Consider the following 24,985-nt stretch of genomic DNA (forward strand, 5'->3'; position numbering starts at 1 on the left):
TGTTCAAATGGCGATTCAGCGTTTAATTGGTTTTGGGAAAAAAGAAGAGTTTAAGGAAATTTTGGCAATTTTAAGAAAGCAGAATCCTGATAGGATAAGGGTTCTGTGAAATTTGTCGTGTACAGAGGACAATTTCATAAAAAAAGCCCATTAATATGAGCTTTTTGTTGTAATTCAAATCGCTGCCATGCCATTTGACGAGTGTTTAGATCGTTCTTAATCTGGGATATGGCTATAACGCATATATTTTTGGATCATGCGCTTACGATAATTTAGCTTACGATCTTGTCGATTTTCATCATAATATTTTGGATTGGGTAAAATAGCCGCAATAAATGCCGCTTGCTCTCGGCTCAAACTCCGTGAACTTTTACCAAAATAGTGCTGTGTTGCAGCTTCGACGCCATAGATGTTATCCCCAAACTCAACCGAGTTGAGATATACCTCTAAAATGCGTTGCTTCGTCCACATGCGTTCCATCATCCATGTTGCAACAGCTTCCTGCCCTTTTCGGATAAATGAACGCTTATTATATAAAAATAAGTTTTTTGCCAATTGCTGAGAAATGGTAGATCCACCTGCAACCACTTTGCCTTTATCTTTATTGCGCTCTAAGGCATTTTGCATACCCTCCCAATCAAAACCTTTGTGTTGTAAAAACTTGCCATCTTCCGCGGCAACAACTGCATGTTTGACATAATCACTGATTTGGTCGTAATCACGCCATTCGTGTTTAATCGGTTTGGAGGGCTCAGACCAATAATCTAATCGCATCATCATTGTCGATTCCACAGGATGTGTACGCCACCACACCAGACTACCAAAGATCCAAAGCTGCACCAAAAGCACAAGACTGACAAGAATTAACAATGTACGAACAATAAAGGCTTTCATGTCAGTGTGTTACTCCAGAAATTCTGTTTTTTCATGTTAAGCTTATTTTTAAATATTTTGACACAGTACAAGAATAGCATGTCTGAACTCAGCCCTCCTGCTGTATCAACCCGTAAGCTGCAAATCCAACTGTGGTGGATCACAGCACTCTTAATTACCATCAATGTTGGACTCTTTGGCTGGCAAGTGTTGCATGGAATGAACGTAAGCCAACCCGACACACTGGATGCTTTGCGTTGGGGTGCTGATTATGCACCTTTAACCTTTTTAGAGGAACCCATCCGCTTATTCAGCAGTATGTTTTTTCATTTTGGCCTGATTCACCTGATGTTGAATATGTGGGCTTTGTATATTTTTGGCAGTGTTGCCGAGCAAATGTTAGGTCGTTTCTACTTCCTCGGCCTGTATGTTTTAGCCGGACTGATGGGAAGTTTGTTGAGTGGGTATTTAACCATTCAAGATAGCTATGCATTATTGGCCGAAGGTGCAGCCAATCAGCAGCTTTTCCCGAGTATTGGTGCAGGCGCATCGGGTGCAGTGATGGGACTGGGTGCCGCGTTGACGATTATTTCGCTGCTCCCCATGTTACCTAAACAACAATTTTATCTGGATAAAAAAACTTTATTAATGGTGATGGGAATTAACCTCGCGATGGGCTTTATGATTAGTGGAATTAATAATGCCGCGCATATTGGCGGCATGTTGATGGGTGCTGCATTGGCTTTTATTTGGTATCTAGGACAAAAATTACATCAATCCCTAATCATTCAAATCATCGGTCTAATCGCCGCAGTTGTCGGATGCTATCTGTTTTATCTACATTGCCAACAATTAATCCAACCGATATTACCGCTTTGGGAACACTTTATCCTGCTGATGAAGCAATCTCTCGCAGCACGTTAAACAGTGGAATGAACCCTGTGGCTATCAACACAGACATGTTGAAAACACGTCAAATCATGTCTAAACCTGAACTGCGCACTGGGTTCCTGCTCCACTCTTAACTTGCTCGGCTGTTAACCATCTCCCCCCTTAACTATTCAGTTCACGCAAACTTTCTAAGGGTGGGATGTCGCAAAGATAACTTAAGCGATAACGTCCGATCAATGTACAGACTAAGGTCATGACCAGTGGGAGGATCAACCAAATTTCTGCATGTAGCTGGATGACCAATTCCATTTTATAACTGACAATCGCACTGATTACTTCGGCAAAAATACACGCCACGACACCTGAAATTAGCCCCATCAAACCGACTTCCAAACTGAGCATCGACTTTAACTTTTGCTTGGAACTGCCGAAGGAACGCAGTAATGCCACTTCTTTTTTACGTTCATCCATAAATAAATTCAAACATGCAACCAAGACCAAAATGCCTGAAATACTGACCAACAGCGCCAAGATGGTAATAATCTGAACCAATACGCTGACGATGCGTTTGATCTCATCCAAAATCAGACTGACATCAATAAACACGGTATTCGAAAACTGCTGAATTAGATCAATTAACTGATTTTTATCTTGTGGTGGAACATAGAAACTCCCCAAGTAACTGCCAGCATTTTCATCCATGGTTTGGGGAGAAAAAATAAAGAAGAAGTTTGGACTAAAGCTTTCCCACTCCACACTGCGAAGGTTGATCACCTTGGCTTGTAAAATCCCTTCAGGAAGGCTAAAACTCAGTCGATCTCCAATTTGAATACCCAGTTCTTGTGCGGTTTTCACCTCTACCGATACTTCGTTAACCTGTTGAAATTGCTGACTGCCCGCGATGATTTGATTATCTTTCGGAAAAGTTGCAGCCTGCGTAAGATTTAATTCACGGCGTAATGAATTATTGCTTTTAATTAAGGCATCCGAAAAAGGGAGATCATTTTTGGCAACTAAACGCCCACGAATATTCGGGTACATCGGCGTCCCTTGCCAACCATGCAGCTTGAGTTGTTGATTAAAATCCTGTAACTCAAATGGCGGTAATCCATAGACAAATTGGTTAGGTGTTCCTTGTGGCAATTGTTGTTGCCAACGTTCCAGCAAATCTGTACGTAATACCGCTAGAACCGTGATCAGACTTAGCCCCAATGCTAATGCGGTAATTTGAAATGCCGTTTGATACGGTGTGCGTATATACGCTGAGATTTTCGTCCCCCAACTTTTCAAGGCCTTTAAACTGAGCCAGACCATCATATATAGGCCGATACATAGGAAGATGATGGCGCAAATCAGCCACAGGGTGAGTTGTAAATTTTCAGTTAATACCACACAAAACACCACCAAACTGAGTGTGCCGAAACTGAGCATCCAAAGCATGGAACGTACAGAACGCTCTTGTTGTCGTATCACCCGTGCTGGCGGCGTCCCTAATAATTGCCAAAGACTTGGAAGAACAAATCCTAATAACACAATCGCACTGGTGAATATTGCAATTGGAAGCGGACCAAGTAGCATAGACAGGGCTGAAAACTCTAATTGTAAATTAGGAATCAGCTGTAGCATGAGTTGCAATAAGCCATAGCCCAATCCCAGACCAATCATACTTCCAAACAGGATTGAAAGCCCGAGTACAACCAACAGTAAAGCCAGATAAGCACTTAATATTTGCTGTTTGGTCGATCCAATACAGCGCATCAGTGCAATGGCATCCTGATTTTGTTGGACATAGCGCTGACTGGTTAATGCGATGGCGATGCCACAAAGTAGGATGGTTAAAATATTGGCCAGTTGTAAAAACGTTTCTAGGTTGGCAATCGGCTTCATCAAGCGAGTATTGCCTTCACTGGCATTTCTCAATTTCAAACTGCTTTGAGCCGCATCCTGAACCTGCGCTTGATCTGAATTGGCAGCACCACTTTCTGTTTGATCGCCAAATTTCTGCTTATACAGTTTTTCAAAGCGCTGGGTATTTTGTGCATCTCCTGCCATTAACAGGCGATATTCAATCCGACTCCCGACTTGGATAGCATTGGTTCTCGCCACCTCAGATTGCGCAATCATAACCGTCGGTGAAAAACCACTGAAGCCAAGCTCTTGATTGGTATCATGAATGATTTTGGCACTGACTTGAAAAGCAGCATCGGCAATATTAATCTGATCTCCAACCTTTACACCCAATAAATCCATGGCACGAGGACTTAACCAGACCTCACCTGCTTGTATGGACCGGTTTAGTTTCGGTTCTGTTTCAAGTTCACCTCGTAATGGAAATGCAGCATCAACGGCTTTGACATTGACCATGACAAATTGCTGATCAGTGTGCGCCATGCTGCTAAATAGCGTGACATTCGATTGTTTTAATTGCTGTGCTTTGGCTTGTTGTCGCCACTCTTGTGGAATTGGTTCATTGGCTGTCAGCACCAAATCTGCTGCCAACATTTCAGCAGCTTGTAGCGCTACAGCATTTTGAATTTGTACATTACTAAACTTTAAAGCCGTGGTGGCACTGATCGCCAAGGTTAGTGCGATCAATAATAAATACACACCCGTGGTTTTAAAACTCAGCTGTAAGAGTGGTCGAAACAGTGCCAAAAGATTCATGCAGCATCTCCTGTTCGATGCTCAATCAATTGTCCATTGACCAATTCAAAATGGCGCTGACATTGACGGGCCAAATCGGCATCATGCGTCACCAATACCAAAGTGGTTCCCATTTCACGATTTAACTGAAATAACAGTTGTTCAATTTCCTGTGCCGTTGCACTGTCTAAATTACCTGTTGGTTCATCTGCAAAGATCAGATCGGGTTCACTCACCAAAGCACGGGCAATCGCAACCCGTTGCTGCTCACCACCGGATAAAACTTTGGGAGCTTGATGCGCTTGTCGTTCTAGTCCGACCTTTGCTAACAGTTTTAATGCTTTTTCTTCTGCGGCTTTGACCTGAAAATTTGCTTGTAGCCGTAGCGGCAGCATGACATTTTCCAGAGCCGTTAAATGTGGCAACAACTGGAAAGACTGAAAGACAAATCCAATATGAGCCAAACGGACTTGAGCACGCTGTTCTTCATTTAATAAATGAATATCTTGACCACAGACCCGTAATTGTCCCGAACTGGCCTGATCTAGTGTTGCCAAAATACCCAACAAGGTGGATTTACCTGAACCAGAACGACCAGTAATCGCAACTTGTTCCCCTGCAAAGATTTCAAGATCGAGTTGTTCAAAGATCGATAACTGTTTTTGTGGAAGTTGTATCTTTTGTGTCAATTGCTGTGCAGAAATAATCGCCTGTGGCATGATGTCAACATCTGTCGTGAGTTGGGTCATATCTTCCCTATATGCAAAATCGCATTCAAAATAATCGTCTATTGAGTTACTTGCTGGCTATTGCACTGATGTTCTGCCCGATGCTGCTCTCTGCCAAAACCATCATGATTTTGGGCGATAGCTTAAGTGCAGGTTATGGTGTTTCAGTGCAGCAAGGTTGGGTCCACTTATTACAAAAACGTCTAGACCAACAGTATCCGAAACAACATAAAGTGGTCAATGCAAGTGTCAGCGGTGAAACCACCAGTGGTGCTTTGGCACGACTGCCTAAACTGTTGCAAACTCATCGTCCAGACCTTGTGGTGATTGAGTTAGGTGGTAATGATGGTTTACGCGGACAGCCCCCTGCACAAATTCAAAAAAATTTAGCGCAGCTGATTCAAAAAAGCCAACAGGCCAAATCGAAAGTCATTTTATTTGGAATGAAAATTCCACCGAATTATGGCAAGGCATATAGCCAAGCTTTTGAAAATAACTATCAAGTGTTGAGCCAACAGTACAAAGTCAAATTATTGCCTTTCTTTATGCAAGGGGTTGCGGGACATAAAAACTTAATGCAACAAGATCAGATCCACCCGAATGCCAAAGCGCAAACAATTTTGCTGAACAATGCTTATCCATTGATCAAAGCAAGTTTATAAATTTAGTTGGTGAAAATCGGTTCATAAAAAAGGCGCTTCATTTGAGCGCCTTTTTTAATATCTTGTCTTTACTGTAATTTGCTTAGAAATCGTAGAAGCTTACTTCACCCGTTTCGAGTGAATACTCAGCGCCCACCACTTTTAATTTGCCTTGCGCAATTAAGTTTTCGAGGACTGCTGAACCATGACGAAGTTGATTCACTGATGCAAAAACGTTTGAACGTACTGCATGCATTGAAAGTTTTTCAAGGTCATCTTTCAATTCAGTTTGCATGAGTATTTCTACAGATGGACGAACGCGGTTCACAATCGACATCAAGTTTGCTGATGGTGGTGTCGCAGGATTAGTTAAAGCTTCAATCGTAGAATGAATCGCGCCACAGTGTGTATGACCCAATACAATGACCACAGGACAACCGAAGCTTTCTGCTGCAAATTCCACGCTACCGACTTGAGACGGTGCCACAATATTACCTGCAACACGAATCACGAATAAATCGCCTAAGCCTTGGTCAAATACCATTTCAGCAGGAACACGTGAGTCTGAACACCCTAAAATAATCGCAAAAGGTTCTTGGCTTTCGGCCATTTCAGCACGTTGTTGATGCGTCAAAAGCTTCGGGTGATTCGTTTCACCGTTTACAAAACGTTGATTCCCTTTCTTTAAACGATCTAAAGCTTCTGCTGCTGCTAGCATGTTCTAATTACCCTTATCCGAAGTTGCAATATTTTAATCCCAGTCGAATCGATTGTCACTTGCAAAAACAATTGCTATGAATTTTTTATAAGACGATGCTACTTGATAGAAAATGCTAGTCTACATTCATCAAAAAAAAATATTTTTTCTGTAATGGTTCACATTATTAAAACGCAAGTTTAACCACGTCAAAAAAGCAATGGATGACAAAGGTCATTTTTAATTTACAATATATTTCATAAATATACGCTTTTGCTATTTCAGCCTATTCTGATAATAGTCATATAAATGATCTAAAAAATATATCGATTCGATTTAACTGGGGTAAACGTCAATGAAAGGACATCATTCACGCGTTTTTGGCTTTTTCAAGCTAGCAACAATTTGCTGTATGACGTTTACTGCCAACCACACTTTGGCTGCAAATCCGTCTCCCATCAGCAAAAACTTTGCCGTACCCTCTATCGTGCAAAATTATTTGAGCCAAGAACGTAAAGCGGCTGGTTTAGTCACACACAGTGTTCAAGTCGGGAATGTGAATTGGAGTTATAGCGAAGGCGGTCAACGCTCTAAACCTACCATCTTGCTGATTCATGGTTTAGGCGGCACACGTGATAATTGGAATCGTGTTGCGCATTATTTAACACCGAACTATCACGTGATCATCCCTGACCTTCCGGCCAATGGCGATACACATGTGCCGGTCGATTTTGATGTCTCAGTGCCGAATGTCACGGAACAACTACGCCAGTTTGTCCTTAAAATAGATATTGAAGATAAACTGAATGTTGCAGGTCACTCATTGGGTGGTTCCATTGCCACGGTATATGCCTCTCAATATCCTTTTGATACCCAAAGTTTATTTTTACTCAACAGCGCGGGCATTTATAAACAGGCCAATACCAGTTACACCCGCGACCCGTATAAACTTAAAAATTTAATCGTTTCAAAACCGGGGGATTTAGATGATGTCATGCATAAACTCATGCAAAATCCGCCCAATGTTCCGACACAGCTTAAAGAAGCGCAGGAGAATATCTTAATTGCGCGTGCGCCCTTCACCAGTAAAATGATCGATCAAGTCGTCACGCTCAATCGAATCTACACCCCTGAAACTTTTGCTCGTTTAACACGAACAGTAGAAGCCCCAACCCTGATCCTTTGGGGCAAACAAGATAAAATCTTTAATGTGGAAGTGGCTGGCGAACTCAAGTCTTTACTGAAACGTGCAGAAACCCCAGTGATTTTAAATAACGTCGGTCATATGCCAATCTTAGAAGCTGAACAACAAGTTGCAGAGCATTACTTGCCTTTCCTTGCGAAAAGTCAAAAGTTTAAAAACCCTTTGGTAGATAAACTGATTCAGTTAAACTGAGCATTCGCCATTTTTAGATACCCATGACTGGGACTTCAGGGAAAGTATGCAGAAAAATCCGATGATTGAGCAGTTGATTGACGCTCAACTGAACTTTTTAGATCAGAGCTTTTCACACAATGATACCGTAGCCACTGAATTCACCCACTTTTATCAATGGTTTCGTAAACAATCTTTGCAGCAGATTTGGAGTTTTGATCAAATCAATGCTTTGTTGCAAAAACAAATTTTAAATACCCCTGCAAGTCAATTTCTGATTGAGCAAATTGCTGAACATATCAAATTTGCACTGATTCATCCTGCAAATGACAGCACCACGATTGCCGAAATCATTCCTGTGTTGACCATCGATAAAATTGCACAGTATGTGGCCAGTAAACAAGGACATCGTCAGCGTTTAATTCATACCATGGTCAACAATCCTGCATTTTCAGCCATGATCAGTCAATTGATTCAACATGCGATACAAGATTATTTAGATAATTCGGTGATTGCAAAATCGGTACCCGGTGTTTCACGATTTATGAAAATGGGGAAATCGGTACTGGAAAATGTCACAGATACCAATTTAGATAATGCGGTCAGCAAATACTTGCAAAAGAATATTTTAAAACTCAGTCAAATGAGTGAAACCGTGTTAAATCAGCACTTTGATGATCATAAGCTGTACCATTTTCAAGCCAATTTGTGGCATAAAATTAAAGCGCTGCCAGTTTCGGTATTAAAGAACTATGTTGAAGTTCAGGACTTGCCGCAAACGGTTGCCATGGGTCATGAAATTTGGGACTTTATGCGACAGTCCGAGTATATGAAACAGCAAGTGCATGATGGCGTATACGCTTGGTACGTGCGTAATGCAGAACGCCCTTTTGATTTATTGCTACGTGATTTAAATATTGATGAAGCGTTAATTCAGCATGAACTTCAAAACTTACTCAATCCAATCGTTCAACAAATGATTGAGTCGGGTTATTTGCGTGAGCGTTCACGTCTCTATTTAGAACAATTCTACTACTCAAGTGAAGCACTGAAAATTTTAAATATCCCAACATAAAAAAAGCCGCGTTAAGCGGCTTTTTTTTGGACATACTTAGAACTGGTATTTCAAACTTTCATAATAAGCTCGACCCGGCTCGTTATATGTTTGGTTGACCGTTTTATCACGCAGTTTTTGCTCATCAAATAGGTTATTCACACCGATACGAGCACTTAAAGCCGCATTAAATTTATAACCAAAGTTAATGCCTGCAATGCCATAACTTTTCACGCTATCCATCGCCAAGCCATCTTTGCTTTCAAGACTGGTTTCTGCATATTGACGTGGTTTTTGACGTCCATATTGGGTATAGACAAAGTTACTGTCTAATCGATCCGTGATGTTGTAGTTCAAAATAGAGTTTAGTGTGTAATTCGGAATCACTGAAAGCGGGTTGCCTGTACGTTTATCTTCAGAGTTGATCATATAGGTGACGTTATTGGTCCACGTGATATCACCCCAATCCAAAGAAATACTTCCTTCAACACCTTCTACCAAGGCTTCAGGCGTATTCATCCAACGCAGTACATTATATGTTGTTCCATTTACTTCTAGTTCTTCTAGACGTGTATCCCCTGCAACGATCTTATTTTTATAATCATTACGGAACCATGCAAAGCTTGCATTTACGATGTCTTTTTCAAACTGTACACCTAATTCTTTATTCACTGAAGTTTCAGGTTTGAGATCGCCATTACCTTGTAATAGACATTGGCTCAGCCCAATCGGACAGCCATTACCGCGAGTGCTTAACAGATAACCTTCCGCATTTTGGTACATATTAGGTGCTTTATACGCCTTAGCTACACCACCTTTTAGTGTCCAATAGTCACCAAGTTTTTGCGTAATATTGAGACTTGGACTCCAGCTATCTCCCGATTTACTATGATTATCATAACGCAGTGCCAAAACAACATCGGTGCTTTCGCCCAAATTCATATTATTTTCAATATAGGCCGACGCAATCCGTGAATCCATTTGTGAACGGTCACCTGAAGTCAGCGCATCACCAAAACCGCCTGCGCCAGCTTGTGTATTAACCGTATCGGTAAAGTCATCTTCGACCCACTCAGCGCCTAAAGTTAATACTTGTGGGACATACCATTGGAACGGCAGATTGGCTTCTGCATTAAAGCGAATGGTTTCTAGATGTGACGTTTGTTTATTCTCGAGATTATTAATCTGACCCTCTGTACTACCGCCTGTACCTTCAGGTAAGCGCTTATTTTTGGTTTTGTCATATTGCGCTATGAGTTTACTGTCACCCCAACCCCAAGTACCTTCATGAGTTAATGCAAAACTATCACGATAAATGGTATTGGTTTCTTCACCGATTAAAGCCGATAAAATTGGTGCTTTGTTTGGATCGGCTGGATCAAATACACTGTTTTGACTGTCGCCTGCAAAACGGTTGCCTTGGCGGCCAACACTTGCATCAAACATCAAGACTTGTTGATCATTCAACTGCCAAGCCAAGCGCCCAGCAATATCTTTATTCTCTACGCCTTCTCGACCCGCCATACGCGCGCCATTGTCCATTAAGGCATTAATATCCGCAGCATCTGAATCGGTTTTGTTATAACTACCGTAGAAACGATATGAAAGGACATCTTTGAGAATTGGGCCGCTTAAGTTAAAGCTTTCACGGTGACTTGCGCCCTCTTTAGCATCTTCAGGCTGATTGGTAAAAACCTCCACAGAGCCATGCACGTCGTTGGTCACTTTCTTGGTTTTAATATTGACCACACCACCCATCGCACCTGAACCATAACGCGCTGCAGCTGGACCACGCAGCACTTCAATTGATTCAATAGCATCTGCAGGTACCCAGTTCGAATCACCACGTGTATCACGCTCACCGCGCCAGCCATAACGTACTGAGTTTCTCGAATTTACTGGCTTGCCATCAATTAAGATCAACGTGTTTTCAGGCCCCATACCACGGATATCAATCTGACGGTTATTACCACGTTGGCCTGTGGCACTGTTACCAGTCAAATTCACACCCGGCATACGGCGCACATACTCTGAAATATCATTCACAACCGGCATTTTTTCTAAATCTTCTGCCGTAATTTTTGAAGCACCTAATGATTGTTTAACTTGTTCTGCTGCAGTAACAACAATAGTTTCCATTTTAACTGCAGATTCATCGACTGCTTCTGCTGCTTCATTCGCATGGCTGAGGCTTACCATTGCGCTAAGAACTGAAAGTGTAAGCGTTGATTTTAATAGTTGTTTGGTCATTGAGTGCTTCCAAATAAACGTATTTATGGAGAAATCTAGAATAATGTGTTGCACATTGTAACCACCACAAACAATATTGCAATTAATTTTAATAATCATTCTCATTTATATTTGTGATATCGCTTATCATTTTGATGTAAAAACCCTAGAAATATCTAAAAATCTTCGTTTTTTTGATTTAGACAATAAAAAAGCCGCAAGGTTGCGGCTTTTTATAAAAATACTGAACTTATTTGAAATAAGCACCTTCAGTATTACTGTGATCCGTTTGGTCAACAACACGCATTAACTCAGGTACATGCTGCTTCAATGTTGTTTCAACACCTTGTTTCAAGGTTAAATCGATTGAAGAACAACCTTGACAACCACCACCGAATTTAAGCACTGCAGTTAAACCATGTTCTGCATCTTCAACCACTTCTACCAGTGCACAGTTACCACCATGACCTGCAAGGCCAGGGTTAATTTCTGACTGTAGAACATAAGTGATACGCTCTTCTACAGAGGCATCTGGACCCACACGTGGCACTTTTGAGTTTGGTGCACGGAATGTTAACTGACCACCAAAACGGTCTTTGTTATAGTCAATCACCGCATCCAAAAGATATGGAATAGACGGTGTGTCAATAAATGCAGGGAAATCTGGATAGTCTTGTTTATAGTCTGTAGGCACAACTTCTTCTGGTGCACTGTAAGCCATACAACATTCAGCACGTGGCGTACCCGGATTTTCCACAAAAACACGTACACCAATGCCCGGTGTATTTTGTTTATCCAAAAGATCTTTCAAATACTCTTGGGCATTTGGAGTGATCAATAGGTTTGGAATTTCTTCAGCAACTGCTGTGCTGTTGTTCTCAGTCGACATTACAATATTTCCTCAAGCTGAAGTCGCTATTTTAACTTAAGATGCGGGGCATTAGAAAAAAATCAACTAAAATTGTCGGATTTATTCTGAAAGTTCACGCTTTAGGCAGATTTAATGGCATTATTGAGCATAAATTTTAACAAGTAGAATAGTCATATATGTTGGGTCTACCCTTTAACCACACCGTGACCCTTATCCTGATTACGGTGGTGATTTCACTGATTGCATTTTCAAATCAGAAAGTGATGAATCGATTGTTATTTTGGCCACCGGCCCTCAGTCGTGGCGAGTATGACCGATTTATTAGCCATGGCTTTATTCATGCAGATGGCGCGCACCTATTGTTCAACATGATTACCTTATTTTTCTTTGGTAGCGTGATTGAAAGTTTTTATCGCCAATATTTCTTCGACATGGGCTTTGTATTGTTTTATTTAGGCGGTTTGATCGCTGCGATTATTCCGAGTTATTTAAAACATAAGCATGATACCCATTGGGCAAGTTTAGGGGCTTCTGGGGCAGTATCTGCAGTACTCTTTGCTTATATCTTGTTTGAACCGTGGAAACTGATTTTTGTATTCTTTATTCCTGTTCCTGCGATTATTTTTGCCGTGCTGTATGTGGCTTACAGTATCTGGTCAGGTAAACGTGGCAACAGCAATATTAACCACAGCGCGCACTTATGGGGCGCAGCGTATGGTGTAATCATGACGATTATTCTTGAACCGAAACTCATTCCACATTTCTTAAGTCAGTTATTAAACGTTCCTTTCTAACGTTAAGTCTAAAAAATCAGCTGGATTTAACCTGAAAATGACAGCCTAAACCGTTTCAGTTTAGGCTTTTTATTGTGCTGCGTTAAACCGAAATGTCCTTTAATTTTTTCTTTAGCCAATTTTCCACATCTACAACACCGCACTTTGAATATCGAGCTATACAATTTCACAGCAGATTGAAACGCTATCTATCCTTGCCCTAATTTAAACTGAAATGACACAGAATAAAAAAGGGAAAATTCCAATGAAAATAGTCCTGATGTTCTCAAGTTTGCTGTTGACCTGCGTGTTGAGTGCTTGTGCTGTTCACACCCGTGAAGGCAGTATCGTGGTCAACCCAGATCGTAATCACTATCCTTATAATTATCCAGATCGCCATGGCAACTTTTGCCCGCCCGGACAGGCTAAAAAAGGCCGTTATTGATTTAATGCCCTCTTCTTTTCAGCCTTCAAAACGAATGCTTTTTCAATTCCGGCAATAAAAATTGACGCTGTATATTCTACGAAAGTTCACAAAAGCACATGACAAATCATATAAATCTGGCACTTTATGCCACCCTATTTTTTAATTTGGCATAGATAATGTATACATCTGTATACTAATGACAAAATTAGCTGAGATATTTTGCATGTCGAGTTCAACTGAAGGTCTTCAATTTCCCATTTCGGCTTCAAACCAAAAGCCGAGTACATCTAAAACTGGTCGTGAAATTATCGCGGAAGCCTTAGCTGCAGTTGACCATCACTCTTCTGTACGTGCAAAACAAGAAAAAAACTGGCGTAAAAAATATCCTGAATATTTTAAAGCCTTGGTTGAACAAGGAATTCAATCATCTGAAGCTGCGATCAACATTGCTGAGCAAGGTTTAAATAAAGCGCATCACGTCTTTGAGTTTTATCGTAATCAAGAAAAGTATACGCTCAAAGATGCAGTAGCTTTGACTGCACATCCGCTGCATACCGTGAAATTAAAAGGTGAAAGTGACGCAGCGCCTGAGTGGTATGTGCCCTATCATGGTCAAAAACTTCAAGGTGAGGCTTTACTGGCTCAGATTCAAAAATGGCAAGATGCTGGCATCATTGAAGCCAGTCATGCCGACGCATTACGTGAAGCCATTGCACACCCAGAATGGTTCGATTTGTCAGATCGGACTATGGTGCTTTTTGGTGCTGCCTCCGAAGCTGGCCCTCTGACGTGGTTAGCAAAATGGAAAGCCAATATTGTGGCAATCGACCTGAATAATGAACGTGTTTGGGATCGAATCTTAAGCACGGTTCAGGCCGGTAATGCCACTTTATATGCACCAAGTCTCGACGCTGTGCATGAAGACACACCCATTCAAGAACTAAAACACAAATTGGGCGCCAATTTACTGACACACATTCCTGAAATTGCACAATGGCTTGCACAAAGTGAACATCAACTAGATCTGGCTGCAATTGCCTATTTAGATGGTGAAAAGCATGTTCGTGTTGCAATGGCCATGGACAGCATCATGGCCTATGTCAGCCAGCAAAAAGCCGACACCAGCTTGATGTTTATGTGTACTCCGACCGATGTCTATGCGGTGCCAGAAGAGATTGTTACGGCAGCGCAAGCCAAATTCCAAAACCGTGCTTCTGCACAAAAGCTTTTGACGCAAAGCATTGCCAAAGTCACAGGTCAGCATTTCTTTAAGCAAAATAATGAGCAAACCACCACAGCAGACAATGGAAAATCCTATGGTATCGCTGACTGTTTGGTGGTGGAACAAGGTCCTAACTACGCACTTGCAAAACGTATTCAACAATGGCGCGCAACTGTCGCACGTCAAAATGGTCAGCGGGTTAGTATCAATATTGCGCCATCCACCACGACTCGCTCAGTGACGAAGAATCCATTATTAAAAGCCGCATTTAATGGTGCGAGTTTATTTGATGTTGAATCCTTTCAACCTGAAACCACCAATGCACTCATGGCGGCTTTATGGATTCACGACTTGAGAAACCCTCAATCGGTTGCTAACCCTGAAACAGCGCTAGACCATCCATTAGAACTCATGATGCATGGTGCCAACCATGGTGGCTTGTGGCGTGTGGCTTATTTGGCGCGTACTGCCTTACCTTTTGCAGCGCTGTATGGTTTTGCTGAAGAGAAATTGCCCGTGAAAAAAGTATTGGGACTGTTTAAAAAAGCATAATTGCCATCAGTTTAAATCATTACTGAATTTTTCAAAGCTTCAACTCGCTAGTTTGATTGTTCCAATTCAGCTCAGTCATCACATTCAAATCGGTGATGTCTGAGATAGAGCCATAAAAAAACGCTGCCGAAGCAGCGTTTTTTTATATTGGAATTTGAGTTGCTTAGAAGACTTTCAAGAATAACCAGTACAAGCAGCCTGATAAACAGATCGTTGCAGGTAAAGTGAAGATCCAAGCCGATAGAATGGTTTTCACTGTAGCAAAGTTCAGACCCGATTTATTCGCGACCATGGTACCTGCAACCGCAGAGTTAAGTACGTGTGTAGTCGATACTGGCATACCAAAACCATCCGCAGCAGCAATCGTTGACATAGCAACAAGCTCGGCAGACATACCCTGACCATAAGTCATGTGGTTTTTACCAATACGTTCACCGACAGTCACAACAATACGTTTCCAACCCACCATGGTTCCAAGACCCAGTGCCAATGCAACAGCGACTTTCACCCATGTTGGAATGTACTGTAAGAACGAATCTAAGTGACTACGATATTCTTTCACAGTCTTTTGTTCAGCTTCTGCCATTGCTGGTAGTTGTTCAGCTTTATCTAGACGTTTAAAAGCAGTGGTACTGAGGTACATGTCATTACGAATCGAAGATACTTCTTGTTCAGGAATATCTTTTAAGTCGCCATACTGTGCAACTCGCTCACCTAGATGATCGGTCAAACTTGCCAAAGCTGGCACAACTTCTGGGCTGACTTCTTTGGTTTGAATGTATTTAGTGAGTACATCACGTGCTTGTGCATCAGGAATATCATTATGCTCTGCGTAGATCGCAGTCGCAGTTTGAGCTGATAACTGATGGAAAGATTGAATATGTTGATTATCTAAGTTCTTATTCAATGAATAAGCCAATGGCACACATCCGATCAAGATCAGCATGATCAGACCCATACCTTTTTGACCATCATTTGAACCGTGCGCAAAACTTACACCTGTACAGGTAAAGATCAAAATTGCACGAATCAGTGGTGGTGGTGGCTTGTTGCCTTCTGGTGGTTGAAACAGTTCAAGCTGTTTGCGGAAAATACGCTTCACCAACAAGAAAACAAGAGCCGCAAATGCAAAACCAATCAGTGGCGAGAACAATAACGCCTTACCGACTTTAAGCACCTGCTCCATATCTACACCGCTCGCACCACCGCCTGCATTTAACAGGTAGTTCATGATGCCAACGCCAAGAATAGAACCAATCAAAGTATGCGAACTAGACGCTGGGATGCCTAAGAACCAAGTCCCTAAATTCCACAAAATCGCTGCGATCAACATAGCGAAAACCATGGCAAAACCAGCACCTGAACCGACATTCATAATCAATTCAACAGGTAATAAGGCAATAATGCCGTAAGCGACTGCACCACTGGCAACCATTACACCCAGAAAGTTACAGAAACCTGCCCACATTACCGCAACTGGTGCTGACAAGGCGTTGGTATAAATCACTGTTGCCACTGCGTTTGCAGTGTCATGGAAACCATTTACAAATTCAAAGCCAAGTGCGATGAATAAGGCTGTGCCCAATAAAATCATTGAATAAAGACTTAAAGGCGGAACATGCGCTAAATCGGCAGTCACCTGAAAACCAATATAAATCAACGTTGAAATAATCACCGTTAAAAATACCGGCATAAAGAATTTCGGTGTAGGCACATGAACATTCGTAGACTTTTGAGTAGTCGACGTGTGCGCTGAATCTACGGGAGTTTGTTTAGAATTCATGCAGGCAGGAATAGAGGATTTTAAAATCCCCATATTGTTCAATTTAATTATGACAATTATATGACAAAGCGGTGTCATATAAAGCAATTTTTCATGCTTTATTTGTTTTTTTAAAGTGTTAAAAACCGACTTTTATACTCTACTTTCATAAAGTAAATCAGTTATTTAATCTGCGTATTTAAACTTTATTTTCTTTGAAACCCAATGTTTCAGCTTATATTTCATCTGTCATGTTTTTTGTCATATTGCATAGCCCTGCTGGATGTTTTTTAATCTTGCCTGAGCAATATGACAAATTCATGAAGCTTTCCATACATTTATATGAAATTGGAATATGAAATTATCAAGTTGCAATATTGCTCATTAATTCAACAAGCTAATAATTGCGCGCTGTGAAGATGATTGAATATCAATAAAACTGCAATGAATTCTGTTAATATATTTGCCGATTTTATATTCCATCGGATTGGGGTTATTTATGTCCACGCTTGCCACCCTAAAAGAGCTGCTCGCTCAACGGATTCTGATTATCGACGGTGCAATGGGCACCATGATTCAGCGTCATAAACTCGAAGAAGCTGACTACCGTGGTGAGCGTTTTGCAGATTGGGCATCTGACCTCAAAGGCAATAATGACCTATTGGTGTTGACACAGCCTCAAATTATTCAAGGCATTCATGAAGCCTACCTCGATGCCGGCGCAGACATCATTGAAACCAACAGCTTTAACGGCACAAAAGTTTCAATGTCTGACTACCATATGGAAGATTTGGTATCAGAGATCAACCGTGAAGCAGCGCGTATTGCCAAAGCAGCTTGTGAAAAATACTCAACGCCTGAAAAACCGCGTTTTGTTGCAGGTGTGCTTGGCCCGACTTCACGTACTTGCTCGATCTCGCCAAATGTAAATGACCCAGCATTTCGTAATATTACTTTTGATGAGTTAAAAGAAAACTATATTGAAGCTGCGCATGCCCTGATTGAAGGCGGTGCGGATATTCTACTCATTGAAACTGTATTCGATACCTTAAACTGTAAAGCTGCCATTTTTGCAGTGAAAGAAGTCTTCAACCAAATTGGCTACGAATTGCCATTGATGATTTCAGGCACGATTACCGATGCCTCTGGCCGAACTTTAACTGGCCAAACTGCTGAAGCGTTCTGGAACTCTGTGCGTCATGGTGATTTATTGTCGATTGGCTTTAACTGTGCCCTAGGTGCAGATGCCATGCGTCCGCATGTAAAAACCATTGCTGACGTTGCCGATACTTTTGTTTCGGCGCATCCGAACGCGGGCTTACCAAATGCCTTCGGCGGTTATGATGAAACCCCTGAACAAACCGCTGCCTTTATTAAAGAATTTGCAGAAAGTGGCCTGATTAACATCACGGGCGGTTGCTGCGGTACAACGCCGGATCACATCCGTGCTATTGCCAATGCCGTAAAAGACATTGCGCCGCGCCAAGTGCCAGAAACCAAACCCGCTTGCCGTCTCAGCGGTTTAGAGCCGTTCAACATTACAGAAGATTCGCTGTTTGTAAACGTCGGTGAACGTACCAACGTGACAGGTTCTAAAAAATTCCTACGTTTAATCCGTGAAGAAAACTTTGCCGAAGCTTTAGAAGTTGCACAGCAGCAAGTTGAAGCCGGTGCTCAGATTATCGACATCAACATGGATGAAGGCATGCTGGATTCAGAAGGCGCAATGGTGCACTTCCTGAATCTTGTAGCCTCTGAGCCTGAAATTTCACGTGTGCCTATCATGATTGACTCATCAAAATGGGAAATCATTGAGGCAGGCTTAAAATGTGTACAAGGTAAAGCGGTTGTAAACTCGATCTCCCTCAAAGAAGGCTATGACGAGTTTGTGCATAAAGCGCGTTTGTGCCGTCAGTATGGCGCTGCCGTGATTGTGATGGCCTTTGATGAACAAGGTCAGGCAGATACTGCTGCATGTAAAAAAGAAATCTGTAAACGCTCTTATGATGTATTGGTGAATGAAGTGGGCTTCCCTGCTGAAGACATCATTTTTGACCCGAACGTGTTTGCAGTGGCAACAGGTATCGAAGAACACAACAACTATGCTGTGGACTTTATTGAAGCAACAGGCTGGATCAAGCAAAACTTACCACATGCGATGATTTCAGGCGGTGTGTCTAACGTATCGTTCTCCTTCCGTGGTAATGAACCTGTACGTGAAGCGATTCACTCTGTGTTCTTGTACCATGCCATCAAGCAAGGCATGACCATGGGTATTGTCAACGCTGGTCAAATGGCGATTTATGATGATATTGATGCTGAACTGAAAGCTGCGGTTGAAGATGTGATCTTGAACCAAAACCAAGGTGAAAGCCATCAAGAAGCTACAGAAAAGCTGCTTGAAGTTGCTGAAAAATACCGTGGTCAAGGTGCTGCGCAAAAACAAGTGGAAAACTTGGAATGGCGTGAGCTTCCCGTAGAAAAGCGCCTTGAGCATGCTTTAGTGAAAGGTATCACCACCTTTATTGATGAAGATACTGAAGAAGCACGTCTGAAAGCTAAACGTCCACTCGATGTGATTGAAGGTCCGCTGATGGACGGCATGAATGTGGTAGGTGATTTGTTCGGTTCAGGCAAAATGTTCCTGCCGCAAGTGGTGAAATCTGCACGTGTCATGAAACAGGCTGTAGCTTGGCTGAATCCGTTCATTGAAGCGGAAAAAACAGCTGGCCAATCTAAGGGTAAAGTCCTGATGGCGACTGTTAAGGGCGATGTGCATGACATCGGTAAAAATATCGTAGGTGTGGTGTTAGGCTGTAACGGCTATGACATCATCGACCTTGGCGTGATGGTGCCTTGCGAGAAGATTTTACAAACTGCGATTGATGAGAAAGTCGACATTATTGGTCTATCTGGCCTGATTACGCCGTCACTGGATGAAATGGTTTTTGTTGCGAAAGAAATGCAGCGCAAAGGCTTTAATGTTCCATTGATGATTGGCGGTGCAACCACTTCTAAAGCACATACGGCAGTGAAAATTGATCCGCAATATTCAAATGATGCAGTCATTTATGTTGCCGATGCATCTCGTGCGGTGGGTGTAGCAACAACTTTACTTTCTAAGGAAATGAAGCCAAAGTTTGTAGCAGAAACCCGTGCTGAATATGAAAAAGTCCGTGAGCGTATTGCTAACAAACAGCCGAAAGCAGCGAAACTGACGTATGCTGAATCGGTTGAAAATGGCTTAAAAATTGACTTTGCAGCCAATGCACCTGTGAAGCCAAACTTTATTGGTACGCAAACGCTGACCAATTATCCATTGGAAACATTAGTTGAATACTTTGACTGGACACCGTTCTTCATTTCTTGGAGTTTGGCAGGTAAATTCCCTGCTATCTTAACTGATGAAGTTGTAGGTGAAGCAGCAACTGACTTGTATGAACAAGCACAGACCATGCTAAAAGACATCATCGACAACAAACGTTTTGATGCTCGTGCTGTGTTTGGTATTTACCCTGCAAACCGTTCAGCAGCGGATTCGGTTGAAGTGTATAGCGAAGATGGTCAATCGGTTACGCATACCTTCCATCACATTCGTCAACAGTCTGATAAAGTGACAGGTAAACCAAACTTGTCATTAGCGGACTTTATTGCGCCTAAAGGTGTCGCAGAAGACTACTTGGGCGGTTTCACTGTATCGATCTTTGGTGCAGAAGAAATGGCCAATGAGTACAAAGCTAAAGGCGATGACTACTCTGCAATTCTTGCGCAATCTTTAGGTGACCGTTTTGCGGAAGCGTTTGCGGAGCATTTGCATGAGCGCATTCGTAAAGAGTTCTGGGGCAACCAAGCTTCTGAAACCTTAAGCAATGAAGAATTGATTAAAGAGAAGTATATAGGCATCCGTCCTGCGCCGGGCTACCCTGCTTGCCCTGAGCATTCTGAAAAAGCGCCATTGTTTGATTGGTTAGGTTCTACCGATAAAATTGGTACGCAATTGACTTCTAGCTTTGCAATGTGGCCGCCTTCATCTGTCAGCGGTTTTTACTATGCAAACCCTGAAAGCCAATACTTTAACGTGGGTAAAATCGCAGGCGATCAGCTTGAGGATTATGCAAAGCGTAAAGGCTGGACTTTGGATGAAGCGAAGCGTTGGTTAGCACCGAATTTGGATGATTCGGTTCAATAATTTGCATTAATAAAAGCTCTCACAGTGAGGGCTTTTATTTTTTAATCCCCCTAAATCCCCCTTTTTCAAAGGGGGACTTTCGCGTATCAATTTAATTACGTGACAGCTCCTCCCTTTTTAAAGGGAGGCTGGGAGGGATTTTTTAGCCAATTTACAAGAAATATTAGTAACTCTTATTTTCATTTTAAATAACCATAAACCTTTATGTTTTAATGGTTCGGGATATTTTAGTCTAGCAACTATTTCTATCTTTTCGATAGTGCTCAACTGTGAATATTTTTTATGTTCTCTTCTTAAATATTTATCTATTCCATTCAATCCTGAACCCAAAAATGCAATTTTAAGATAGGCAGTTGCTATGTGTTTATGACTATATTTTCTACAAATTAAAATAGACAATAATTGTTCACGAAATTTTCTAATCCATGTTCGCTCATACCTTTCAGTAATTACTCTGACATATTGTTGAGCCACTGTACTTGCTCCTTGAAATTCATTTTTAAACTTTGTGCAGTAAATAGCACGAAGCATTGCATAATGATCTATTCCAAAATGCATTGAAAATCTATGGTCTTCAGCAAGGAATAAAATATTGAGTGTTTCATCATCTACGAACTGATAAATACTATCTAAATGAACTTCACATTTCTTGAAATCAGAATTTATTTCATCAAAGTTTAGAATTTGAAATAACTTAGCTACAAAATAAAATGGAATGGTTGCTAAGAAATAAAGTGCCCTCATACTTTACCTTTGATTTCAGCAATAGATTGGGGAAATGGTTCTTTAGATAACCAAACTTTTCCTTTTTGATCAGCAACCATTGAATAAAAATCACCTTCAAACTTAGTTGCTTTACGATCACTAAAAAAGATGAAATTTTTCCTTAATTCAAATCTGCAATAAATTGTTGATTGTCTCCGCTCTCCATATTCAGTTGCATGTAAAGTTAATATATCTGGACCAAAAATATTTTTTTGAATTGACCCTTCTATTTGTGCTCTAGCACGATGTTTACCAGTATATTTAAGGACATGTCGGCTATGCGTAAAACGTTTTCCATAAGTAGAATCTTCATAAATTTTTTCAGAGGCTCCTCGAATATTATTCCCCTCTAATCTCAAAAATAAATTATGTTGTAATTCCATATTTTCATAGGGTCTATATGCTGTTTTCTCAGTTTTAGATCTCAAATACCATTTTCCTGAAAAGTCTGGTATTCCTAAAACCCGTTCTCTAACCCAGAAGAAAAGACCAGCAATAATGATTGCTGCAAAAACTGCTTCTAATACATCCCCACATGCAAAATCCTTAATTAATACATCCAAAAGTTCAATTTCACTCATTTTTAAGATTTTTATAAAGAAATTGATTCATTTTATATAAAACATAAAGTCTTTTAAAGGAAAAACTCTATAAAAAACAATCAACTTATCTAGAAAACCATGAGATTAATTACCTTTATATTTCTATTTTTTCTTATAATCCCTCCTAATCTCCCTTTGAAAAAGGGAGGAACTACGCGAATCCACAATGGCAATCAAATTCGTGTGAAGTCCCTCTTTCTTAAAGAGGGATTTAGGGAGATTCTTTCAGACAATACCGATAAATCACTTCCACCACATCATCAATCTGCGCCATTACCTGCCCATTATCAAACCTCAGCACTTTTAGCCCAAGCTGAGCCAAAGCTTCATCTCGAATTCGATCTGCCTCTAATTCTTCAGGCGAAAAGTGCTGACTACCATCGCACTAAAGCCTACATTCAAGCCCTCACCCCAGCCCTCTCCCAAAGGGAGAGGGAGCACCATCTAATTTAATAATCAGGTTAATTCAATAGTGAAAGTTCCCTCTCCTCTCAGGAGAGGGTTAGGGAGAGGTAAATCAGTCATGTTATTGCGTAAATCACGCGAGGCTTGTTTTAAATTTTTATTGTAGGGTTTCATTTTATTCTTCTATTTTAATATTTTTAATCCCTCCTAACCTCCCTTTAAAAAAGGGAGGGACTATCACGTAATTCATTTAATCACATGAAAAAGTCCCCCTTTGTAAAAGGTGAGAAGCGTAGCTTCGCAAGAGAGGGATTCTATCGAAGAATATATACAACTGAGACGTCAATTTTCCACCACACTCATCGATCAACTGCCCTTTTTTACACTTTTATGTCAGACACCACGCCAATTTCCTTATAATAATCACTTTAGATCTCCCCAAATTCATAACCCATTGGTGCATTAATGAAAAAACTCATGAACGGTGCAGAAAACATCGTAATTGAAATGTGCAAAGGCTTTGTTCTTGCCCATCCAGAACTCGCATTTAACGAGTCGCACAAAATCATTACACGCAAAGAAAAGCACAATAACGTGGCACTTATCAGTGGTGGTGGTAGCGGTCACGAACCTGCCCATGCAGGTTTTGTCGGTACAGGCATGTTAGACGCTGCCGTATGTGGGGACGTGTTTGCATCTCCATCGCAAATTCAGGTCTATAAAGCCTTACAACACGTCGCAACCGACAAAGGCGTGTTGATGATCATCAAAAACTATTCTGGCGATATGATGAATTTCCAGAATGGCGCAGCCCTTGCAACTGAAGACGGCATTAAAGTTGACTATGTAAAAGTGGCAGATGACATTGCGGTTAAAGACAGCCTATATACAGTCGGTCGTCGTGGTGTTGCAGGCACAGTATTTGTACATAAGATTGCAGGCGCAGCAGCATCAAAAGGCTTAGAACTTGCAGACGTAAAAGCGATTGCTCAAAAAGCTGCAGACAACGTCATTAGCCTTGGTTTTGCTTATAGCTCATGTACTGTTCCAGCCAAAGGCACGCCAACGTTTACTTTGACTGATGACGAAATGGAATATGGCGTCGGCATTCACGGTGAACCCGGCATCCGTCGTGAAAAAATATTGCCTTCTAAAAAAATGGCACAGCGCATCGTGGATGATTTATTCCTCGACCGTCCAGACATGAAAGAAGTTGCAGTCTTGGTCAATGGCTTTGGTAGCACACCGCTGCAAGAGTTGTATGTCTTTAACCATGATGTATGCGAACACCTTGCACGTAAAGGCATCAAAATTTACCGCACATTTGTCGGCAACTACATGACCAGTATCGACATGAATGGTGCATCTGTGTCCTTGCTTGCTGTCGATGATGAATTGAAAACCTACCTCGATGCAGCAGCCAATACCCCTGCATTTAAAATGGATGGTTCAGCAGCACAGCCTTTAACTTTTGTGTCCAAAGATTCTTCAGCCGAAGCTGTAGTAAACACCCAAGTTGAAACACAGCCTGAACATGCGGTGATTAGCAATGAGCAATTCACCATCGAAAACATGCGCTATGTGGTGGATGTGATGTCTGCCTGTATCATTAGAAATGAAGTGCCATTCTGTGAGCTGGACGCGCATGCTGGTGACGGCGACTTCGGTATGAGCGTGGCGAAAGGCTTTAAGCAATTAAAACGTGAATGGCAAAGTCTGATTCAAGCGCAGCAGATGGATGAATTCATGCTGAACTGCTCAATGATCATTATGGAACATTGTGGTGGCGCGTCTGGCCCAATCTGGGGTTCAGCATTCCGTGCGGCAGCGAAATCAATTCAAGGCAAATCAGTTTTAACTGTCGCTGATTTTGCCGAGATGCTGCAAGCAGCGATCAAAGGCATTCAAACTACAGGTGAGCGTTCATTTGGACGCGGCGCAGTGGTGGGTGATAAAACCCTGATTGATGCACTTGTACCATGCGCAGATTCTTGGTCTGCCCATACCGATAAATCCTTTAAAGAAAACTTTGTACTTGGTGCAAAAGCGGCGGTTCAAGGCGCTGAAAAGACCAAAGAAATCGTAGCGCGTATGGGACGTGCGGGAACTGTAGGCGACCGTAGTCTTGGCTATCCAGATGCTGGCGCACATGGTTTAGGTGTAATCTTTACGGATATTGCAGAACATATTAAATAACTGAGCATCTTTAAAAATTGCCAGACCACATCAAAAGCATCGATTCGTCGGTGCTTTTTTATGACTATTTTAAAGCACTTTTTTTATCAA

At 41.5% G+C, this 24,985-nt stretch carries 18 protein-coding genes and 1 pseudogene; 9 read left to right on the top strand and 10 right to left on the bottom strand.

Features of this window, described 5'->3' with window-relative positions; genetic code table 11:
- Nucleotides 1-216: 216 nt before the first annotated feature.
- Nucleotides 217-894 (bottom strand): monofunctional biosynthetic peptidoglycan transglycosylase, encoded by a 678-nt coding sequence (gene mtgA / locus FTU79_RS14705; RefSeq protein WP_078193019.1) that lies wholly within the window; start codon nucleotides 892-894, stop codon nucleotides 217-219.
- A 78-nt stretch (nucleotides 895-972) separates the two neighbouring features.
- Here mtgA and FTU79_RS14710 point away from each other — a divergent pair, with 78 nt between their 5' ends.
- On the top strand, nucleotides 973-1,797 hold the full coding sequence (locus FTU79_RS14710; protein WP_180051057.1) for a rhomboid family intramembrane serine protease: 825 nt from the start codon (nucleotides 973-975) through the stop codon (nucleotides 1,795-1,797).
- Between the two features lie 129 nt (nucleotides 1,798-1,926).
- Here FTU79_RS14710 and FTU79_RS14715 read toward each other — a convergent pair whose 3' ends face one another.
- Together FTU79_RS14715 and FTU79_RS14720 are read right to left on the bottom strand one after the other, a co-directional pair.
- Nucleotides 1,927-4,428 carry an ABC transporter permease gene (locus FTU79_RS14715; RefSeq protein ID WP_180051060.1) on the bottom strand — a complete coding sequence of 834 codons (2,502 nt, stop codon included), beginning with the start codon at nucleotides 4,426-4,428 and terminating at the stop codon, nucleotides 1,927-1,929.
- Nucleotides 4,425-5,156, bottom strand: a complete 732-nt coding sequence (locus tag FTU79_RS14720) for an ABC transporter ATP-binding protein (protein ID WP_111884437.1) — start codon at nucleotides 5,154-5,156, stop codon at nucleotides 4,425-4,427. The genes FTU79_RS14715 and FTU79_RS14720 overlap by 4 nt, the downstream gene beginning before the upstream one ends.
- 11 nt (nucleotides 5,157-5,167) lie before the next feature.
- Between FTU79_RS14720 and FTU79_RS14725 the strand changes: the two genes are divergently transcribed.
- Nucleotides 5,168-5,797 (top strand): arylesterase, encoded by a 630-nt coding sequence (locus FTU79_RS14725; protein ID WP_078193022.1) that lies wholly within the window; start codon nucleotides 5,168-5,170, stop codon nucleotides 5,795-5,797.
- A gap of 82 nt (nucleotides 5,798-5,879) precedes the next feature.
- Here FTU79_RS14725 and FTU79_RS14730 read toward each other — a convergent pair whose 3' ends face one another.
- Nucleotides 5,880-6,494 (bottom strand): carbonic anhydrase, encoded by a 615-nt coding sequence (locus tag FTU79_RS14730; protein WP_078189941.1) that lies wholly within the window; start codon nucleotides 6,492-6,494, stop codon nucleotides 5,880-5,882.
- Between the two features lie 334 nt (nucleotides 6,495-6,828).
- Between FTU79_RS14730 and FTU79_RS14735 the strand changes: the two genes are divergently transcribed.
- Nucleotides 6,829-7,869: an alpha/beta fold hydrolase gene (locus FTU79_RS14735; RefSeq protein ID WP_373685665.1), complete on the top strand. Its 1,041-nt coding sequence runs from the start codon at nucleotides 6,829-6,831 to the stop codon at nucleotides 7,867-7,869.
- Between the two features lie 46 nt (nucleotides 7,870-7,915).
- The gene (locus tag FTU79_RS14740; RefSeq protein WP_180024089.1) at nucleotides 7,916-8,923 is read left to right on the top strand and encodes a hypothetical protein; all 1,008 of its coding nucleotides are present in this window, start codon (nucleotides 7,916-7,918) and stop codon (nucleotides 8,921-8,923) included.
- Between the two features lie 36 nt (nucleotides 8,924-8,959).
- On the opposite strand, the gene FTU79_RS14745 is transcribed toward FTU79_RS14740, so the two are convergent.
- Both FTU79_RS14745 and nfuA read right to left on the bottom strand, forming a co-directional pair.
- Nucleotides 8,960-11,152 carry a TonB-dependent siderophore receptor gene (locus tag FTU79_RS14745; protein ID WP_180051066.1) on the bottom strand — a complete coding sequence of 731 codons (2,193 nt, stop codon included), beginning with the start codon at nucleotides 11,150-11,152 and terminating at the stop codon, nucleotides 8,960-8,962.
- Between the two features lie 229 nt (nucleotides 11,153-11,381).
- Complete coding sequence (nfuA, locus tag FTU79_RS14750) at nucleotides 11,382-12,020, bottom strand: Fe-S biogenesis protein NfuA (protein ID WP_078189947.1); 639 nt, start codon at nucleotides 12,018-12,020, stop codon at nucleotides 11,382-11,384.
- Nucleotides 12,021-12,178: 158 nt separating this feature from the next.
- Here nfuA and FTU79_RS14755 point away from each other — a divergent pair, with 158 nt between their 5' ends.
- From FTU79_RS14755 to FTU79_RS14765, 3 genes are all read left to right on the top strand, one after another.
- A complete protein-coding gene (locus FTU79_RS14755; protein WP_180051069.1) occupies nucleotides 12,179-12,796 on the top strand; it encodes a rhomboid family intramembrane serine protease in 618 nt (205 codons plus the stop codon).
- Between the two features lie 244 nt (nucleotides 12,797-13,040).
- Nucleotides 13,041-13,220, top strand: a complete 180-nt coding sequence (locus FTU79_RS14760; protein WP_180051072.1) for a hypothetical protein — start codon at nucleotides 13,041-13,043, stop codon at nucleotides 13,218-13,220.
- Nucleotides 13,221-13,425: 205 nt separating this feature from the next.
- Complete coding sequence (locus tag FTU79_RS14765; protein ID WP_111884443.1) at nucleotides 13,426-14,976, top strand: hypothetical protein; 1,551 nt, start codon at nucleotides 13,426-13,428, stop codon at nucleotides 14,974-14,976.
- A gap of 163 nt (nucleotides 14,977-15,139) precedes the next feature.
- Here the strand turns inward: FTU79_RS14765 and FTU79_RS14770 are convergent, their stop codons facing one another.
- A complete protein-coding gene (locus FTU79_RS14770) occupies nucleotides 15,140-16,759 on the bottom strand; it encodes an inorganic phosphate transporter (RefSeq protein ID WP_180051075.1) in 1,620 nt (539 codons plus the stop codon).
- Nucleotides 16,760-17,237: 478 nt separating this feature from the next.
- On the opposite strand from FTU79_RS14770, the gene metH reads away from it, so the two are divergent.
- Nucleotides 17,238-20,927 (top strand): methionine synthase, encoded by a 3,690-nt coding sequence (gene metH, locus FTU79_RS14775; RefSeq protein ID WP_180051078.1) that lies wholly within the window; start codon nucleotides 17,238-17,240, stop codon nucleotides 20,925-20,927.
- Nucleotides 20,928-21,044: 117 nt separating this feature from the next.
- On the opposite strand, the gene FTU79_RS14780 is transcribed toward metH, so the two are convergent.
- The 3 genes and pseudogenes from FTU79_RS14780 to FTU79_RS16755 form a co-directional block, all read right to left on the bottom strand.
- Nucleotides 21,045-21,671 carry a transglycosylase domain-containing protein gene (locus tag FTU79_RS14780; protein ID WP_180026484.1) on the bottom strand — a complete coding sequence of 209 codons (627 nt, stop codon included), beginning with the start codon at nucleotides 21,669-21,671 and terminating at the stop codon, nucleotides 21,045-21,047.
- Nucleotides 21,668-22,273, bottom strand: coding sequence for a hypothetical protein (locus FTU79_RS14785; protein ID WP_180026485.1), 606 nt, complete (start codon nucleotides 22,271-22,273; stop codon nucleotides 21,668-21,670). The genes FTU79_RS14780 and FTU79_RS14785 overlap by 4 nt, the downstream gene beginning before the upstream one ends.
- A 232-nt stretch (nucleotides 22,274-22,505) precedes the next feature.
- A pseudogene (locus tag FTU79_RS16755) lies at nucleotides 22,506-22,873 on the bottom strand (endonuclease domain-containing protein).
- A 291-nt stretch (nucleotides 22,874-23,164) separates the two neighbouring features.
- On the opposite strand from FTU79_RS16755, the gene dhaK reads away from it, so the two are divergent.
- On the top strand, nucleotides 23,165-24,895 hold the full coding sequence (gene dhaK, locus FTU79_RS14795; protein WP_180051081.1) for a dihydroxyacetone kinase subunit DhaK: 1,731 nt from the start codon (nucleotides 23,165-23,167) through the stop codon (nucleotides 24,893-24,895).
- The last annotated feature ends 90 nt before the right edge of the window (nucleotides 24,896-24,985 follow it).

The organism is Acinetobacter sp. YH12144 (assembly GCF_013418345.1).
Lineage (GTDB): Bacteria > Pseudomonadota > Gammaproteobacteria > Pseudomonadales > Moraxellaceae > Acinetobacter > Acinetobacter amyesii.